Source organism: Vibrio kasasachensis, assembly GCF_050337565.1.
Lineage (GTDB): Bacteria > Pseudomonadota > Gammaproteobacteria > Enterobacterales > Vibrionaceae > Vibrio > Vibrio kasasachensis.
The window spans coordinates 24,833-40,508 of record NZ_JAKJTB010000021.1 but is presented as its reverse complement, the minus strand read 5'-3'; the positions used below and the strand labels follow the sequence as shown (position 1 = coordinate 40,508).

Sequence of the window (15,676 nt, the reverse complement as noted above, 5' to 3'; positions counted from 1 at the left end):
GTTAATTCCGCTTAGTTTTTATCCAGTTAAACCGATTAGATACAAAAAAGGTGAGCTATTGCTCACCTTTTAACTTGAGAGACTGCAAATTACTCGTCTAGGAAGCTGCGCAGAGTTTCTGAGCGGCTAGGGTGACGTAGCTTGCGTAGAGCCTTCGCTTCAATCTGACGAATACGTTCACGAGTAACGTCGAACTGCTTACCCACTTCTTCTAGAGTGTGGTCAGTGTTCATATCGATACCGAAACGCATGCGCAGTACTTTAGCTTCACGAGGTGTAAGACCAGCTAGAACGTCTTTAGTCGCTGCTCGAAGGCTAGTTGCCGTCGCAGAGTCTAGTGGTAGTTCTAGAGTCGTATCCTCGATAAAATCACCTAGATGCGAATCTTCGTCGTCACCGATTGGTGTCTCCATTGAGATTGGCTCTTTAGCGATCTTAAGTACTTTGCGGATCTTGTCTTCTGGCATTTGCATACGCTCAGCCAGTTCTTCCGGTAACGGTTCACGCCCCATCTCTTGTAGCATTTGACGAGAGATACGGTTTAGTTTGTTGATCGTTTCGATCATGTGAACCGGAATACGGATAGTACGTGCTTGGTCAGCGATAGAACGCGTAATTGCCTGACGAATCCACCATGTCGCGTAAGTCGAGAATTTGTAACCACGGCGGTATTCAAACTTATCAACTGCTTTCATTAGACCGATGTTACCTTCTTGGATCAGATCCAAGAATTGCAAACCACGGTTGGTGTATTTCTTCGCGATAGAGATAACAAGACGTAAGTTAGCTTCAACCATCTCTTTCTTCGCACGACGAGCCTTAGCTTCACCGATTGACATACGACGGCTGATGTCTTTGATTTCTTGTACAGTCAGAGACGTCTCTTCTTCAATCATTTTTAATTTCATGATTGAACGACGAATGTCAGAATCACTCAGTCTGATTTTGTCTGCGTATGGCTTGTCAGAGGCTAGAACTTCATCTAACCAAGCTTCGCTTGACTCATTACCCGTAAATAGAGTGATGAATGACTTCTTCGGCATTTTTCCGTATTCAACCGTCGCCTTCATAACAAGACGCTCTTGAGTACGAACGCGCTCCATAGAAGTACGCAGTTCAGTGACTAGGTAATCAAACTGTTTCGGCGTTAGACGGAACTCTTTGAACACGTCGATAACAAGCGCGTGAGCAATCGTTGCTTTCGGGCTTTCTTTACCGTGTTCGTTCGCTGCTAACTGATGATTTTGGAATGCATTGCGAAGAGCGGTAAACTTCTCAAGCGCAAGTTCCGGGTCAATACCCGTATCTTCTTCTTCGTCATCATCAGAATCGTCAGAATTATCGTCTTCTTGATTGCCATCTTCGTCTTTAAGATCTTTCTCTTGTAACTCTGAACCGATGTGTGTGGCAGTCGGTGCAGCGGTTTGGTCAGAATCAGGATCAACAAAGCCAGTGATAAGATCGGTTAAGCGAAGCTCTTCCGCTTGGATTCTATCAAACTGTTCTAGGATATAAGGGATTGTGCCAGGGTATTCCGCTACTGCGTTTTGAACTTGGTTGATACCATCTTCTATACGCTTCGCGATGTCGATTTCGCCTTCGCGCGTTAGCAGCTCAACTGTACCCATTTCACGCATGTACATACGCACTGGGTCAGTGGTTCTACCGATTTCGCTTTCTACGCTTGAAAGCGCTGCCGCCGCAGCTTCTGCTGCGTCTTCATCGGTAATAGCATCATCATCATTGAGCGCAAGATCATCGGCATCAGGAGCAGTTTCCACCACTCGAATACCCATGTCATTGATCATTTGAATGATATCTTCAACCTGCTCAGAATCTACGATTTCTGCAGGCAGGTGGTCGTTAACTTCTGCGTAGGTCAGATAGCCTTGTTCCTTGCCTTTAATGACAAGTTGTTTTAGCTGTGACTGCGGATTTTGATCCATAGACGGTATCCAACTTAGTATTTAGTGGAGGAATTAGTATGCGAGATGCAAACCATACATATTAACAAATTAAATGATTGCGGCCTATACAAACAGGGTTACGCTTTTAAATCTAGCATCAATGCTAGTAGCTCCCTTTTCTCCTCGGCTGATAAACCGATGCTTCTTTCTTTAGCCTGCAGATTTTCAATTTGTTTTTCAACACACTGAGACAAAATCCTGTCCAGTGAGTCTAAGAAAATATCTGTTTCATTGTCGTTATCGAGAGGGATTTGCCACCCCGCGAGACGCAACATTAGTGCCGATTGGCTACTATTTCGCCATTGCTCGAGCAATTGACCTGTAGAGATATTGGGGTGAAGTTGACAATAATCAAGCACCTCAAGCAATAAACTTAGGCCGGGGACTGTTAGACTCTTCACACTACTTAAATCCGGTACCATATCAGCATAGCTCGGATTTTGTATTAGCAAAGCGATTACCTCTCGCATCGGAGTTCGTTTTATCTCTTGATGCGGAAGTTTGCGCGCTTCTGTTTTGGTCTCTTTACTAATTAATTGCTGAAGTTGGCGCTCGTCCATTAAGCCAAGACGCTTACCCAATAAATCTCGCAGGTAAAGGCGCAGCGTTCCGCCCGGAACCTTATCTATCAAAGGAACAGCGAGGCTTGTCAGTTTTGCCATACCTTCTCGACTCGAAGTATCAACTTGCTGCATTAGCGAGCTGAACATAAATTCGGATAATGACATTGCTGATTCAATTTGTTGCTCAAATGCTTGCTTGCCCTGTTGGCGGATATAAGAGTCTGGATCTTCACCGTCGGGTAGGAACATAAACTTAAGCTGACGCCCATCGGTGAGATAAGGCAATGCATTTTCCATTGCCCGCCATGCCGCTTCGCGACCCGCTCTGTCACCGTCGTAGCAGCAAACCACAGTGCTAGTTTGTCTAAATAAAACGTGTAAGTGATCAGCTGTTGTTGAAGTACCGAGTGATGCGACGGAATAATCGACGCCATATTGCGCTAAAGCAACTACATCCATATAGCCTTCTACTACGAGGATACGAGGTGGTTCACGATAAGCTTGCAATACTTCATAAAGACCATATAGCTCTTTGCCTTTATGAAAGATCGGTGTTTCTGGCGAGTTAAGATATTTTGGTGTGCCGTCGCCAAGTACGCGGCCACCAAAGCCAATCACCCGACCGCGTCGATCGCGAATTGGAAACATCACACGTCCCCGAAAACGATCGTAGCGATTGCCTTTATCGTTTTCTATCAACATGCCGCCAGTTACCAGCATATCTTGAGCACTTTTTTGTTGACCAAAATTCTTGCGAACTAGATCCCACTCATCAGCTACATAGCCAATACCAAATTTTTGCACGATCTCACCAGAGAGTCCGCGATCTTTTAGGTATTGAATAGCGCTCTTGCTACTGGATTGCTTGAGTTGATCACGATAAAACTGACCAATGCTACCCATTAGATCATATAGCGTGCGCTTTTGATCGCTACTGGCCTGTGGTTGATCGTTACGAAAACCGCCACCTTGTCGTTGTTCTCTAGGAACATCTAATCCAAGAAATGAGGCTAATTCTTCAATTGCTTCAATAAATTCTAGACGTTCGTACTCCATCATGAAGTCAATGGCGTTGCCATGAGCTCCACAACCAAAGCAGTGATAGAACTGCTTTTCTTGGCTTACGCTAAAAGATGGGGTTTTTTCGTTGTGGAATGGGCAACAGGCGCCGTAGTTCTTGCCTTTTTTCTTAAGTTTCACCCGAGCGTCAATGATATCGACAATATCAAGTCGAGCTAGAAGGTCATCAATAAAACTGCGAGGGATGTGTCCAGCCATAAAACCTAACAAAAAAGAAAGTGAGTAGTGTGATTACTATTTAAGATAGATAAGTATCTCAGAAATTCCTTCATCCAGATACAAACAAGCCGTGCGATCCAATGGAGTGCACGGCTTGCTGCAATAAGGTTGGGTAATTAAGCCAGCTTAGTGCGAACTAAACCACTTACTTTACCCATATCTGCACGCCCTTGAATTTGTGGTTTAAGAACGCCCATTACTTTCCCCATGTCTTGCATGCCCGCAGCACCAGATTCAGCAATCGCAGCTTCAATGAGCTGAGCCACTTCATCTTCAGTGAGCGGTTGAGGCATAAAATCCTCAAGTACGGTAATTTCAGCGCTTTCCACATCAGCGAGATCTTGACGATTTGCTGATTCATATTGAGCGACAGAGTCGCGACGTTGTTTAACCATTTTAGTCAGCACGGCAAGAATATCGTCGTCGTTCAGAGTGATCCGCTCGTCGACTTCACGTTGCTTAATTGCTGCTAGAGCTAAACGTATAGTGCCAAGGCGTAATTTATCCTTGGCTTTCATCGCTAATTTTTGCTCTTCTTTGAGAGTATCAATTAGAGCCATAACTAGGTTCCTTTAGGAATTAGTTATTAGTACAGGCGAACGCGACGAGCGTTTTCGCGAGCTAGCTTCTTAGCGTGACGCTTTTGAGCTGCTGCTTTAGCACGTTTGCGAACTGTAGTTGGCTTTTCGTAGTGCTCACGACGACGCACTTCAGAAAGGATGCCTGCTTTTTCACAAGAGCGCTTGAAACGACGTAGGGCAACGTCGAACGGTTCGTTTTCACGTACTTTAACTATTGGCATATGCCTTTCACCTCAGGGGTTATTCGTTAATACTGGTATCTGAAGCCCAAACAAGTCTGTTCGGTCTATAACCAGCTTGATCAAAAATGGTGCGGAATTTTAATCCGATCACTAGGGCTTTGTAAAGCACTTTGTCGAGTATATACCCATGTAGTGCCAAGGTGTAGTTTTACGTAACAAGCTTTACTGGGAAAGGCTTAAGGCTACTTTGTTAGTTCTAATTTCTAAATCAGAATCTTAGGACACACATTGTGCAAAAGAATCAAGGCTGACTTTACCTGTATCTGAGCTAGAAAAAAACGGTTAATAATAACGTTTTTTCACATTGATTTAGGGCAAAAACGCGTAGAACGAATGTAAGCAATGTTCGGTGGGTGTTTGTACAACATTTGTTTGCAAAGCGAAGGCGGGTTAAGATTGCCGCCAATTTGCCACTATAAAAGACACATCCCGAGTAGACCATGCGTATTATCGGTATCGAAACTTCCTGTGATGAAACGGGAATTGCCATTTATGACGATGAGAAAGGATTGCTTTCACATCAACTATACAGCCAAGTAAAGTTGCACGCCGATTACGGTGGTGTGGTTCCTGAATTAGCATCTCGCGATCATGTTAAAAAAACCATTCCGTTGATCAAAGCGGCGATGGCAGAAGCGAATCTAGAACCAAAAGATATAGATGGTATTGCTTACACGGCTGGTCCGGGTTTAGTTGGTGCACTTTTAGTTGGTGCAACAATTGGCCGTAGCCTAGCTTACGCATGGAATATACCAGCAGTGGCTGTTCACCATATGGAAGGTCACTTACTTGCGCCAATGTTGGAAGATAACCCACCACCATTTCCGTTTGTCGCTGTGCTGGTTTCTGGCGGTCACTCGATGATGGTTGAAGTAAAAGGTGTTGGCGAATACAAGATCCTTGGTGAATCTATTGATGACGCGGCAGGTGAAGCATTTGATAAAACTGCTAAGTTAATGGGGCTCGATTACCCTGGTGGTCCGCTTCTATCTAAACTTGCTGAGAAAGGTACGCCGGGTCGATTTAAATTCCCACGACCAATGACTAACGTGCCAGGGCTAGATATGAGTTTCTCTGGTCTAAAAACATTTACTGCCAATACCATTAGGGCTAATGGTGATGATGAACAAACGCGTGCTGATATTGCATTGGCGTTTGAAGAAGCGGTTTGTGCCACTTTATCGATCAAATGTAAACGTGCATTGGATCAAACTGGATTCAAGCGGATTGTTATCGCTGGTGGCGTAAGTGCTAACAAGCGTTTGCGTGCAGAATTAGGCGCCTTGGCGAAGAAAATCGGCGGCGAGGTGTACTATCCACGCACAGAATTCTGTACAGATAATGGTGCAATGATCGCTTATGCCGGTATGCAACGTTTGAAAAATGGTCAAATAACGGATCTTTCTGTACAGGCAATTCCACGCTGGCCAATTGATCAACTTGATCCTATCGCATAATCTAGTATGTATACCCGTCATACTTGAAGTTGCAGCAGTGTTGGCTGTGTTCGTGCGCCCTAATCACATAGTTCACCTATGCTCAGGGGCTTTCTTACTTGCCGCCTACCTGCACCTTCAAGTTTCTTGGGTATAATAAAAAAGGTCGCATCTAAGCGACCTTTTTTATTTAGTTTCAAACGTGATCTCAAACAATATTCTGAATTTAAAATAATAATCAATGGATAGAAGCATGAATAAATTTATGATCGATGGTCGTCAAATGGCTTACCGTGATGTTGGTCAAGGTCCTGTCATTGTTCTTGGACATAGCTATTTGTGGGATAGCAATATGTGGGCCCTACAAGTCGAGCAGTTGAGCCAATCATTTCGCTGCATTGTTCCTGAGTTGTGGGGACATGGTGAATCAGATTTTGCTCCACAGGTAACTCGCTCTCTAAAAGACTATGCTGTGCAAATTCTGGCATTACTTGATCATCTCGACATTGATGAATTCACTTTAGTTGGCTTGTCTGCTGGTGGTATGTGGGGGGCGGAGTTAGTCGCTCTAGCACCTCAGCGCGCTAAAAGCTTAGTCTTGATGGACACTTTTGTTGGTCTAGAGCCGGAAGTTATTCATAAGAAGTACTTTGCCATGTTAAATACCATTGAAAGTGAACGTTGTGTTCCAGAAGCCATTTCTGATGCTGTGGTACCGCTGTTTTTCGCTAATAATGCCCTACAGGATAACCCGCTGTTAGTTGCTAACTTCAAACAGAGTTTGGCTGAGATAGAAGGTGACAAAGCGAAAGAGATTGCTCGTATTGGACGTATGGTGTTTGGACGCCGTGATCTTATTGAAGAATTAGAAAAGTTTGCTCTGCCTACACTGATCGCGGTAGGACAAGAAGATATTCCGCGACCGTATTTGGAATCTTACCTAATGCAAGATTGTATTCACGGTGCCGAATTGATACAGATCCCCAATGCTGGGCATATTTCCAACTTAGAACAGCCTGAGTTTGTGACTAATATGCTGGAGAGTTTCTTGGCACGAGTTTACTCAAGCTAGTAACCAGTATCGCTTGAAATGAATTAGGTCTCGGTTCTCGAGGTCTGATTCATTTTCTTGTCGCCTATTTTGGGCTCGGAACCTTCGTAAAGTCGTCGGATATTTTGATGATGACGAAAGACAATGAGGCAACACAGCATGGCTACGGGTAGGGTGTATTGTGGTTTGATGATCCAAGTGTACATTGGTGCTAGCAATACGGTGACAATAGCGGCGAAAGATGAGTAGCGAGAGATAAAAGCAACAACGATCCAAGTAACTATGACCATTGCAGCAAGGTCTAGCCCGATCGGTGCGATCGCCCCGAGTGCGGTAGCAACGCCTTTGCCACCTTTAAAGTGGAAAAATAGCGGATACATATGACCTAAACATGCCGCAATGGCTACAATTCCCAGCATGATCGGGTCAATCTGCAAGAAATACCCACCCCAAACTGGAATCGTTCCTTTTAGCATGTCACACAGCAGTACTGAGATAGCGGCTTTTTTCCCACCAATGCGTAAAACATTGGTCGCACCTGGATTGTTGGATCCAACTTTGCGAGGATCAGGCAAACGTAGAATTCGACAGATCAAAACGGCACTAGAGATCGAACCTAACAAATAGGCTGAAATGATCATAGCAAGTACTAGTGGCGTCATAGAAGGTAACTCGATGAAACAGATGTTTAAAAAGCAAGTAGTTGTTATCATATCGCGCTTGCTACAAGCAAACTACTCGCCGCGAGCATTTGATAGCTAAATAGTACTATTTTTCCTCGTCATTAGGTATCCGACCTGTATAGGAAGCAGTTAAACATGGATAAAGTCTTTATTGAACAACTAGAAGTGATCACTACTATTGGCGCTTATGATTGGGAGCAAGAGATCAAACAAAAACTCGTGCTCGACATCGAAATGGCTCATGACAACCGTTCTGCGGGCAAAAGCGATGATGTCAATGATGCTCTAGATTATGCGCAAGTTAGCACCGCCATCATCAATTATATTGTCGAAGGACGCTTTCAGTTGGTAGAGCGTGTAGCCGAAGAAGTTGCAGAATTAGTTATGTCTCGCTTTAGCGTGCCTTGGATCAAGATCCGATTGACTAAGCCTGGTGCTGTACCACAAGCAAAAGGTGTAGGAGTTGTGATCGAGCGAGGACAACTATGATCACCGCCTATATTGGCGTTGGTACGAATTTAGAAAGAAAGAAGCATATTGAAGCCGCCGTTGTTGAATTGTCTCAAATTGGAGAGAATTTACGTCTTTCCCCTATTTATGAGTGTGAAGCGGTTGGTTTCAAAGGAAAGGCTTTTTACAATCTCGTCGTGGAAATTAAAACCGCAATGGAATTGACGGATTTTTCACACGCCCTTCGTAACATTGAGCTTAAGTGGGGGCGTAAGGAAGATGCCGCTAAGTTTGAACCACGCACATTAGATCTTGATATCATTTTATTTGGTGAGCATGTTTCACAATGCAAGCCGCAGATCCCGCGTGATGATATTTATAAGTATATATTTGTTATTAAACCACTTAATGAATTATGTCCGAATTTGGTTGTACCAAATGATGGACAAACTATCGCGCAAATTTTCCAACAGGCGAATCACTCGGAATCGCTCAAAGAGATCGCGCCATGGTTTTCAATCAATCTTTGATGAGTTTTAAATGAGTTATTTTGAAGCGTTTATATTGGCATTGATTCAGGGTTTTACTGAATTCTTGCCTATATCTAGCTCTGCCCACTTGATCTTGCCTTCAGTCGTTTTTGGATGGGAGGATCAGGGCTTGGCATTTGATGTTGCTGTTCATGTAGGAACGCTCGCGGCTGTTATGATTTACTTTCGCAGTGAGGTTGTTAGCCTACTGACGGCTTTTTTCGCCTCTATTTTCAAGGGCGATAGAAGTAAAGAAGCTAAGCTTGCATGGATGCTCCTTCTTGCGACTATTCCTGCGTGTATCTTTGGTCTGTTGATGAAAGACATAATCGAGATCTACTTACGTAGTGCTTGGGTCATTGCTACGACAACCATTATTTTTGGTCTATTACTTTGGTACGTCGATAAAAACGCAGCGTTGGTGAACGATGAGTACCAGGCGAATTGGAAGAAGGCACTTGTTATAGGTCTTTCTCAAGCGATGGCGATAATACCGGGTACGTCTCGTTCTGGCGCAACCATTACCGCTGCGCTTTATCTTGGTTTTACCCGAGAAGCGGCGGCCCGTTTCTCCTTCTTAATGTCGATCCCAATCATTTTGCTTGCCGGTGGTTATTTAGGTGTAAAACTGGTGACAAGTGGAGACCCTATTCATTTTGGTTTTTTAGTAACAGGTATCATCACCTCATTTATCAGCGCCTATATATGCATTCACTTCTTCTTGAAGATGATTTCTCGCATGGGTATGACACCATTTGTGATTTATCGACTCATTCTTGGTGTTGGTTTATTTGCTTTTCTAGCGATTAACTAACCAACTCAACTTATTTGCCTAAGACCACATATCAACCCAATCTCGCGCCAAACGCGACATTGTGGTATATATGTGGTCTTTCTTTTTCTCTTTTCTAACAGAATTTTATGCGAGCTTTTGCACTGATCTTATTGTTACTTTTAGGCTGGCTTCAGTACACTTGGTGGCTGGGCAAAAATGGTATGTCTGACTATCAAATGGTCAGCTCTGAGATTGAAGTACAAAAACAAGTAAACGCTAGCCTGACATCCCGAAATAGCGAAATGTTTGCTGAGATTGATGACTTGCGTCAGGGGCTTGATGCCATTGAAGAGCGCGCGAGGCATGAGCTTGGCATGGTAAAAGAAGGCGAAACGTTTTACCGTATGATTGGGGAAGAAGATCAGTCATGGTAGTTAAATCTTCTCACTCGATTGTTGCTATTGTACCAGCCGCAGGTGTTGGCAGCCGCATGAAAGCGGATAAGCCAAAGCAGTATTTAACCATAGGTGAATACACGGTATTAGAGCACACAGTGTTCAAACTTCTTACTCACCCTAGAGTAAGTAAAGTGGTAATTGCCATCACTGAAGGTGATCCTTACTTCCCTAACTTGGTCATAGCAACGCATCCTGATGTGGTGAGAGTTGTCGGTGGGTCTGAGCGTGCTGATTCAGTTCTCTCTGGTTTACAATACGTGCAGCAGCACCTTTCAAGTGAATGGGTGATGGTGCACGATGCTGCGCGACCATGTGTTCGTGAAGCTGATCTAAATACACTGATCGAAGTATCACAAGTGCATGAGGTTGGAGGCATTTTGGCTTCACCTGTGCGTGATACGATGAAACGAGCTAACGGTAATAATAATATTGAACATACCGTTGATCGTGAAGCATTGTGGCATGCGTTAACTCCACAAATGTTTAGAACTACTCTACTAACGCGAACTTTATCTGAGGCTTTAGCTGCGGGTGCTATCATTACCGATGAGGCCTCTGCGCTTGAGTGGGCGGGTTTTCACCCTGCATTGGTACAAGGTTCTGCGGATAATATTAAAATTACGCAGCCGGAAGATTTGGCGTTAGCAGAGTTCTATCTTGAGCGAAATAAAGGATAACCCATGATGCGAATTGGTCACGGCTTCGATGTTCACAAGTTTGGTGGTGAAGGTCCGGTCATTATTGGTGGCGTTGCAATACCTTATGAGCAAGGTTTGCTTGCTCATTCAGATGGCGACGTAGCATTGCACGCTTTAGCTGATGCATTGCTAGGGGCGATTGCTGCGGGTGATATTGGTCGACACTTCCCAGATACGGATGATCAATGGAAAGGCGCTGATAGCCGGATGTTACTACGTGATGTTTATCGCCGAGTGAAACAACAAGGTTACGTACTTGGGAATGCCGATGTCACCATTATCGCTCAAGCACCTAAGATGGCGCCGCACATTGAAAGTATGTGCGCGGCAATAGCACAAGATTTGGAAACCGAGATCGGCAATGTAAATGTCAAAGCGACAACGTCAGAGCGACTCGGCTTTACTGGCCGAAAAGAAGGCATCGCTTGTGAAGCGGTGGTTCTACTGGTCAAACAAAATTAATTTAGATCGCTGTTAAAGGCGATGGAATCAATCATGTCAGATATTTTATCTTCGCTCGCTTATTTAAATGGCAAGCCAACGGCTCAAGGCAAACTCAAACTTAAGCCAGAGCACTTTCAAGTAAACGAGAACTTAGGCTTTGGTTTTACCGGAGAAGGCGAGCACCTAATGGTGCGCATCCGTAAGACGGGCGAAAACACAGCCTTTGTTGCTAACGAGTTAGCGAAAGCGTGTGGTGTTAAATCAAAAGATGTTAGCTGGGCGGGTTTAAAAGACCGCCATGCGGTGACAGAGCAGTGGCTGAGTGTACATTTGCCGAAAGGTGAAATGCCAGATTTCAGTGCTTTCCTAGCGCAATACCCATCGATTGAGATTGTGGCGACAGATCGCCACAACAAAAAGCTGCGCCCGGGTGATCTGATTGGCAATGAGTTTGTAGTGACTTTATCTGAAGTGACTGATGTGCCAGAAGTTGTTTCTCGTTTAGAAAAAATAATTCAAACAGGCGTGCCAAATTATTTCGGTAGTCAACGTTTTGGTCATGATGGCAATAACGTCGATGAAGCGCGTCGTTGGGGGCGTGATAATGTCCGCACACGCAATCAAAACAAACGTAGTCTTTACCTTTCTGCCGCTCGTTCGTGGATATTTAATGCAATTGTTTCTTCTCGTATTGAGCAAGGCGCATTTGAACAAGTGTTAGAAGGTGATTTACTGCAAGCGAGCAACGAGCTATTGCTAGTGGATAGCGTAGACTCGGCTGAAGTAAATGAAAAAGTGAAGGCTGGCGACTACCTTATCACTGCTGCGATGGCGGGGGATAATGCTTTGCCGACGCAAGCGCAAGCTCTGTTGCTAGAGCAGCCACAATTGGATGCTGAACCTGATTTAATGGCATTGATTCGTGGCAACCGTATGCGTCATGACCGCCGTGAAATAGCGTTAAAAGCGCAAGACCTATCATGGCAAGTGAACGGAGACGAAGTTACGTTGCGCTTTGCTTTAGACTCAGGTTGTTTTGCAACATCAATTGTTCGCGAACTAATTGAAGAGATTGAAGTGGAGCGTAGCTATTCATGAGTGAACCTCGCTTAAGGATTCTGTTAAGCAATGATGATGGTGTGCATGCCGAGGGGATTCATACGCTCGCTAAAGCTTTAGAGCCTATTGCCGACATTATTATTGTTGCACCAGATAGAAACCGTTCAGGTGCATCCAATTCGTTAACTCTTGAGCAGCCGCTTCGAGTGACGGAAATTGTACCGAATACTTATTCGGTACAAGGCACTCCAACAGATTGTGTTCATTTTGCTTTAAATGAACTAATGAAAGGAGACTTACCTGACCTTGTTCTATCTGGTATTAACCATGGTGCAAATCTTGGTGATGACGTGTTGTACTCAGGTACGGTAGCGGCTGCGATGGAAGGGCATTTTTTAGGTGTACAAGCTATCGCCCTTTCCCTTGCTGGTAAAGAGCACTTTGAGACAGCGGCACAAGTTGCAGTGGAACTAGTGCAACAGCATCTAAAGTCCCCAATTCCAACAAACCGATTGTTGAACATCAATATTCCTGATCGTGCCTATTCGGATCTAGCAGGAACCGTAGTGACGCGCTTAGGTGCTCGTCATCACGCCGAAGATATGATCAAGCAGAAAGATCCTAGAGGGCATGATATCTACTGGTTAGGTCCTCCAGGGAAAGAGCAGGATGCTGGCGAAGGTACCGATTTTTTCGCGATAGAAGCAGGTTTTGTATCAATAACGCCTCTTCAAGTTGATTTAACGGCACATGAATCTATCGCGACAATGTCTCATTGGTTAAAAGGTAATTAGAAATGGCAAACCCACATGCCGACAAATTGATGCAGTTGCTTGTCGCGAGTGGCATTCAAAACCAAGCGGTGCTTGATGTGATTTATAAGCTACCGCGAGAAAGCTTCGTCTCTCAAGCTATGATGCACCAAGCTTATGACAATAATGCACTTCCTATTGGTCATGGGCAGACCATCTCTCAGCCATATATAGTGGCGAAAATGACTGAAATTCTTGAACTAAAACAAGAGAGCAAAGTCCTAGAGGTGGGGACAGGTTCAGGCTATCAGACGGCGGTTCTTGCTCAGTTAGTCAATCATGTTTATTCGATAGAGCGTATCAAGGCATTGCAATGGGATGCGAAACGACGTTTGAAACAGTTGGATATTTATAACGTTTCAACCAAACATGGCGATGGTTGGCAAGGTTGGTCAGCTAAAGCGCCTTTTGATGCCATTATTGTCACGGCTGCGGCAGAGAGTATCCCTAATGGATTACTTGAGCAGCTTGGTGACGGTGGTATTATGGTTATTCCAGTTGGTGTGGACGAACAACAGTTGTTAAAAATTACACGCCAAGGTCAAGAATACTTATCTGAAATAGTAGAAATGGTTCGCTTTGTTCCATTGATTGCAGGTGATCTCGCTTAATCATGCATATTAAGTCTAATTCATTATTGATGTTTGCTTTGAGTAGCGCACTTGTTGGATGCGCAGCTCACTCCCCTGCACCAGTATCAAGTTTGAATAAAGATTACGACTCGATCTCTCGTGGGAGCTATCGAGGTAGTTACTATGAAGTTGCCAAGGGTGATACGCTTTATTTCATCGCTTATGTCACAGATAGAGATGTAAGTGACATAGTTCGTTACAACCATTTACAAGTTCCATACACCATTTTTCCTGGGCAAAAATTAAAATTGTGGCAACCTGCCTATAAAGCTCCAGCCTATGCGGGCTTAGGAGCTGGCGCAAAATCAACTAAAGCCGTAGCGACTACGGCTACGGTTGCAGTTGCTAAGCCTAGTGTTTCGAGTAAAAACTCAAATCAACAACTTACCAAACAAACCCCTACCAATACTCAACAAGCAGCACATAAAACTGCGACAAAAGAGGTTGTACAATCTAAACCAAAGGAGTATGTTGGCTCTAAAGGTAAACAAAATGTTAACAATAGTGTCAGCAAGACGACACCAAACAATGTTAAAGTTACCAAATGGTTATGGCCAACTAAAGGGAGAGTAATCAAGAATTTTTCGGCGGGAGACCAAGGAAATAAAGGGATTGATATCGCAGGACAGCGGGGTCAATCAATATTATCTACAGCTGCTGGTACCGTCGTCTATTCAGGAAACGCTTTAAGAGGTTATGGAAACCTTGTCATAATAAAACATAACGATAAATTTTTAAGCGCGTATGCGCACAACGACCAGTTGCTAGTACAAGAAGGCCAAAGTGTTAAATCAGGTCAAAAAATCGCAACAATGGGTAATTCAGGAACCAACAGTGTTCGCTTGCACTTTGAAATTCGCTATAGAGGTAAGTCGGTTAATCCGAAGCGTTATTTACCGTAATCTTTGTTAAAAGAGGACGAACAGGGGCATTAGAAGTATTAAATGTCTTGCTAGCTCGCCAGGGGGAGGCACTATGGGTATCAGCAACACAGCAGCAAAAGTTGAAGAGTTCAATATTGAGAACATGGAAGCGTTCGAAAATAAAGAGCAGAAACCAAAAAAATCCGCATCATCAAATAACACCGTAAAAGAAGAATACGAAGTTTCTAATAAGAATCTCGATGCCACTCAACTTTATCTCGGTGAAATTGGCTTTTCTCCATTATTAACCGCAGAAGAAGAAGTGCTATACGCTCGCCGTGCGTTGCGTGGAGATGAAGCTGCACGTAAGCGTATGATAGAAAGTAACTTACGCCTAGTGGTCAAAATTTCTCGCCGTTACAGTAATCGTGGTTTAGCGCTACTCGATCTCATTGAAGAAGGTAATCTTGGTCTAATTAGAGCTGTTGAGAAGTTTGACCCAGAACGAGGCTTTCGTTTCTCAACTTACGCAACATGGTGGATTCGTCAAACCATTGAGCGAGCGCTAATGAATCAAACTCGTACTATTCGCTTACCGATTCATGTTGTGAAAGAGCTTAATATCTATTTACGTACTGCTCGTGAACTATCACAGAAACTAGATCATGAGCCAACCGCAGAAGAAATAGCCACTCAGCTAGATAAGCCGGTTGAAGATGTAAGCAAAATGCTACGTTTGAATGAACGTATTAGTTCGGTTGACACCCCTATTGGTGGTGATGGTGAGAAGGCGTTGCTGGATATTATTCCAGATGTAAAGCATGCAGACCCAGAAGTATCGACTCAAGATGATGATATTAAAAACTCGCTAATCAATTGGCTCGATGAGTTAAACCCTAAGCAGAAAGAAGTGTTAGCTCGTCGTTTTGGGTTACTTGGGTATGAACCATCAACGTTAGAAGAAGTTGGTCGTGAAATTAATTTAACACGTGAACGTGTACGTCAGATCCAAGTTGAAGGTCTACGTCGACTGCGTGAGATCCTGATTAAACAGGGTTTAAGCATGGAAAATCTGTTCAGTATAGAAGATGACTAATTTTCTACGCTAGATAACAAAACGCCTTGTTGGACAA

At 44.0% G+C, this 15,676-nt stretch carries 18 protein-coding genes; 13 read left to right on the top strand and 5 right to left on the bottom strand.

Annotated features, from left to right (window positions below; translation table 11 throughout):
• Positions 1–89: 89 nt before the first annotated feature.
• The 4 genes from rpoD to rpsU all read right to left on the bottom strand — a co-directional run bounded on the left by rpoD (position 90) and on the right by rpsU (position 4,631).
• Positions 90–1,946: an RNA polymerase sigma factor RpoD gene (rpoD, locus tag L4C38_RS17140; protein WP_428798774.1), complete on the bottom strand. Its 1,857-nt coding sequence runs from the start codon at positions 1,944–1,946 to the stop codon at positions 90–92.
• A 98-nt stretch (positions 1,947–2,044) separates the two neighbouring features.
• Complete coding sequence (gene dnaG, locus L4C38_RS17135) at positions 2,045–3,808, bottom strand: DNA primase (protein ID WP_428798773.1); 1,764 nt, start codon at positions 3,806–3,808, stop codon at positions 2,045–2,047.
• A 137-nt stretch (positions 3,809–3,945) separates the two neighbouring features.
• Positions 3,946–4,389, bottom strand: coding sequence for a GatB/YqeY domain-containing protein (locus L4C38_RS17130; RefSeq protein ID WP_428798772.1), 444 nt, complete (start codon positions 4,387–4,389; stop codon positions 3,946–3,948).
• Between the two features lie 26 nt (positions 4,390–4,415).
• The gene (rpsU, locus tag L4C38_RS17125) at positions 4,416–4,631 is read right to left on the bottom strand and encodes a 30S ribosomal protein S21 (protein WP_004396009.1); all 216 of its coding nucleotides are present in this window, start codon (positions 4,629–4,631) and stop codon (positions 4,416–4,418) included.
• A gap of 461 nt (positions 4,632–5,092) precedes the next feature.
• On the opposite strand from rpsU, the gene tsaD reads away from it, so the two are divergent.
• Positions 5,093–6,109, top strand: coding sequence for a tRNA (adenosine(37)-N6)-threonylcarbamoyltransferase complex transferase subunit TsaD (tsaD, locus tag L4C38_RS17120; RefSeq protein ID WP_428798771.1), 1,017 nt, complete (start codon positions 5,093–5,095; stop codon positions 6,107–6,109).
• 232 nt (positions 6,110–6,341) lie between these two features.
• Positions 6,342–7,160: an alpha/beta fold hydrolase gene (locus L4C38_RS17115; RefSeq protein WP_428798770.1), complete on the top strand. Its 819-nt coding sequence runs from the start codon at positions 6,342–6,344 to the stop codon at positions 7,158–7,160.
• Positions 7,161–7,183: 23 nt separating this feature from the next.
• On the opposite strand, the gene plsY is transcribed toward L4C38_RS17115, so the two are convergent.
• Positions 7,184–7,801, bottom strand: coding sequence for a glycerol-3-phosphate 1-O-acyltransferase PlsY (gene plsY, locus L4C38_RS17110; RefSeq protein WP_428798769.1), 618 nt, complete (start codon positions 7,799–7,801; stop codon positions 7,184–7,186).
• Positions 7,802–7,957: 156 nt separating this feature from the next.
• Here plsY and folB point away from each other — a divergent pair, with 156 nt between their 5' ends.
• From folB to rpoS, 11 genes are all read left to right on the top strand, one after another.
• On the top strand, positions 7,958–8,311 hold the full coding sequence (gene folB / locus L4C38_RS17105; RefSeq protein ID WP_428798768.1) for a dihydroneopterin aldolase: 354 nt from the start codon (positions 7,958–7,960) through the stop codon (positions 8,309–8,311).
• Positions 8,308–8,802, top strand: a complete 495-nt coding sequence (gene folK / locus L4C38_RS17100; RefSeq protein WP_428798767.1) for a 2-amino-4-hydroxy-6-hydroxymethyldihydropteridine diphosphokinase — start codon at positions 8,308–8,310, stop codon at positions 8,800–8,802. The genes folB and folK overlap by 4 nt, the downstream gene beginning before the upstream one ends.
• A 10-nt stretch (positions 8,803–8,812) precedes the next feature.
• Entirely contained in the window at positions 8,813–9,616 is an 804-nt protein-coding gene (locus tag L4C38_RS17095; RefSeq protein ID WP_428798766.1) for an undecaprenyl-diphosphate phosphatase, read from the top strand.
• Between the two features lie 107 nt (positions 9,617–9,723).
• On the top strand, positions 9,724–10,011 hold the full coding sequence (ftsB, locus tag L4C38_RS17090; protein WP_428798765.1) for a cell division protein FtsB: 288 nt from the start codon (positions 9,724–9,726) through the stop codon (positions 10,009–10,011).
• Positions 10,005–10,712: a 2-C-methyl-D-erythritol 4-phosphate cytidylyltransferase gene (gene ispD, locus L4C38_RS17085; RefSeq protein WP_428798764.1), complete on the top strand. Its 708-nt coding sequence runs from the start codon at positions 10,005–10,007 to the stop codon at positions 10,710–10,712. Before ftsB ends, ispD begins: the two co-directional genes overlap by 7 nt.
• A 3-nt stretch (positions 10,713–10,715) precedes the next feature.
• Entirely contained in the window at positions 10,716–11,195 is a 480-nt protein-coding gene (gene ispF / locus L4C38_RS17080; protein WP_428798763.1) for a 2-C-methyl-D-erythritol 2,4-cyclodiphosphate synthase, read from the top strand.
• 33 nt (positions 11,196–11,228) lie between these two features.
• Positions 11,229–12,275 (top strand): tRNA pseudouridine(13) synthase TruD, encoded by a 1,047-nt coding sequence (gene truD / locus L4C38_RS17075; protein ID WP_428798762.1) that lies wholly within the window; start codon positions 11,229–11,231, stop codon positions 12,273–12,275.
• Positions 12,272–13,030: a 5'/3'-nucleotidase SurE gene (gene surE / locus L4C38_RS17070; protein WP_428798761.1), complete on the top strand. Its 759-nt coding sequence runs from the start codon at positions 12,272–12,274 to the stop codon at positions 13,028–13,030. Before truD ends, surE begins: the two co-directional genes overlap by 4 nt.
• Before the next feature lie 2 nt (positions 13,031–13,032).
• On the top strand, positions 13,033–13,659 hold the full coding sequence (locus L4C38_RS17065) for a protein-L-isoaspartate(D-aspartate) O-methyltransferase (protein WP_428798760.1): 627 nt from the start codon (positions 13,033–13,035) through the stop codon (positions 13,657–13,659).
• A gap of 2 nt (positions 13,660–13,661) precedes the next feature.
• Entirely contained in the window at positions 13,662–14,582 is a 921-nt protein-coding gene (locus L4C38_RS17060) for a peptidoglycan DD-metalloendopeptidase family protein (protein ID WP_428798759.1), read from the top strand.
• A gap of 73 nt (positions 14,583–14,655) precedes the next feature.
• Positions 14,656–15,639, top strand: a complete 984-nt coding sequence (gene rpoS / locus L4C38_RS17055) for an RNA polymerase sigma factor RpoS (RefSeq protein WP_428798758.1) — start codon at positions 14,656–14,658, stop codon at positions 15,637–15,639.
• Positions 15,640–15,676 lie beyond the last annotated feature (37 nt).

Excerpts from the sequence above, each read along its gene's own strand:
- rpoD (WP_428798774.1), bottom strand. The coding sequence starts at position 1,946 with ATGGATCAAAATCCGCAGTCACAGCTAAAACAACTTGTCATTAAAGGC.
- dnaG (WP_428798773.1), bottom strand. The coding sequence starts at position 3,808 with ATGGCTGGACACATCCCTCGCAGTTTTATTGATGACCTTCTAGCTCGA.
- L4C38_RS17130 (WP_428798772.1), bottom strand. The coding sequence starts at position 4,389 with ATGGCTCTAATTGATACTCTCAAAGAAGAGCAAAAATTAGCGATGAAA.
- rpsU (WP_004396009.1), bottom strand. The coding sequence starts at position 4,631 with ATGCCAATAGTTAAAGTACGTGAAAACGAACCGTTCGACGTTGCCCTA.
- tsaD (WP_428798771.1), top strand. The coding sequence starts at position 5,093 with ATGCGTATTATCGGTATCGAAACTTCCTGTGATGAAACGGGAATTGCC.
- L4C38_RS17115 (WP_428798770.1), top strand. The coding sequence starts at position 6,342 with ATGAATAAATTTATGATCGATGGTCGTCAAATGGCTTACCGTGATGTT.
- plsY (WP_428798769.1), bottom strand. The coding sequence starts at position 7,801 with ATGACGCCACTAGTACTTGCTATGATCATTTCAGCCTATTTGTTAGGT.
- folB (WP_428798768.1), top strand. The coding sequence starts at position 7,958 with ATGGATAAAGTCTTTATTGAACAACTAGAAGTGATCACTACTATTGGC.
- folK (WP_428798767.1), top strand. The coding sequence starts at position 8,308 with ATGATCACCGCCTATATTGGCGTTGGTACGAATTTAGAAAGAAAGAAG.
- L4C38_RS17095 (WP_428798766.1), top strand. The coding sequence starts at position 8,813 with ATGAGTTATTTTGAAGCGTTTATATTGGCATTGATTCAGGGTTTTACT.
- ftsB (WP_428798765.1), top strand. The coding sequence starts at position 9,724 with ATGCGAGCTTTTGCACTGATCTTATTGTTACTTTTAGGCTGGCTTCAG.
- ispD (WP_428798764.1), top strand. The coding sequence starts at position 10,005 with ATGGTAGTTAAATCTTCTCACTCGATTGTTGCTATTGTACCAGCCGCA.
- ispF (WP_428798763.1), top strand. The coding sequence starts at position 10,716 with ATGATGCGAATTGGTCACGGCTTCGATGTTCACAAGTTTGGTGGTGAA.
- truD (WP_428798762.1), top strand. The coding sequence starts at position 11,229 with ATGTCAGATATTTTATCTTCGCTCGCTTATTTAAATGGCAAGCCAACG.
- surE (WP_428798761.1), top strand. The coding sequence starts at position 12,272 with ATGAGTGAACCTCGCTTAAGGATTCTGTTAAGCAATGATGATGGTGTG.
- L4C38_RS17065 (WP_428798760.1), top strand. The coding sequence starts at position 13,033 with ATGGCAAACCCACATGCCGACAAATTGATGCAGTTGCTTGTCGCGAGT.
- L4C38_RS17060 (WP_428798759.1), top strand. The coding sequence starts at position 13,662 with ATGCATATTAAGTCTAATTCATTATTGATGTTTGCTTTGAGTAGCGCA.
- rpoS (WP_428798758.1), top strand. The coding sequence starts at position 14,656 with ATGGGTATCAGCAACACAGCAGCAAAAGTTGAAGAGTTCAATATTGAG.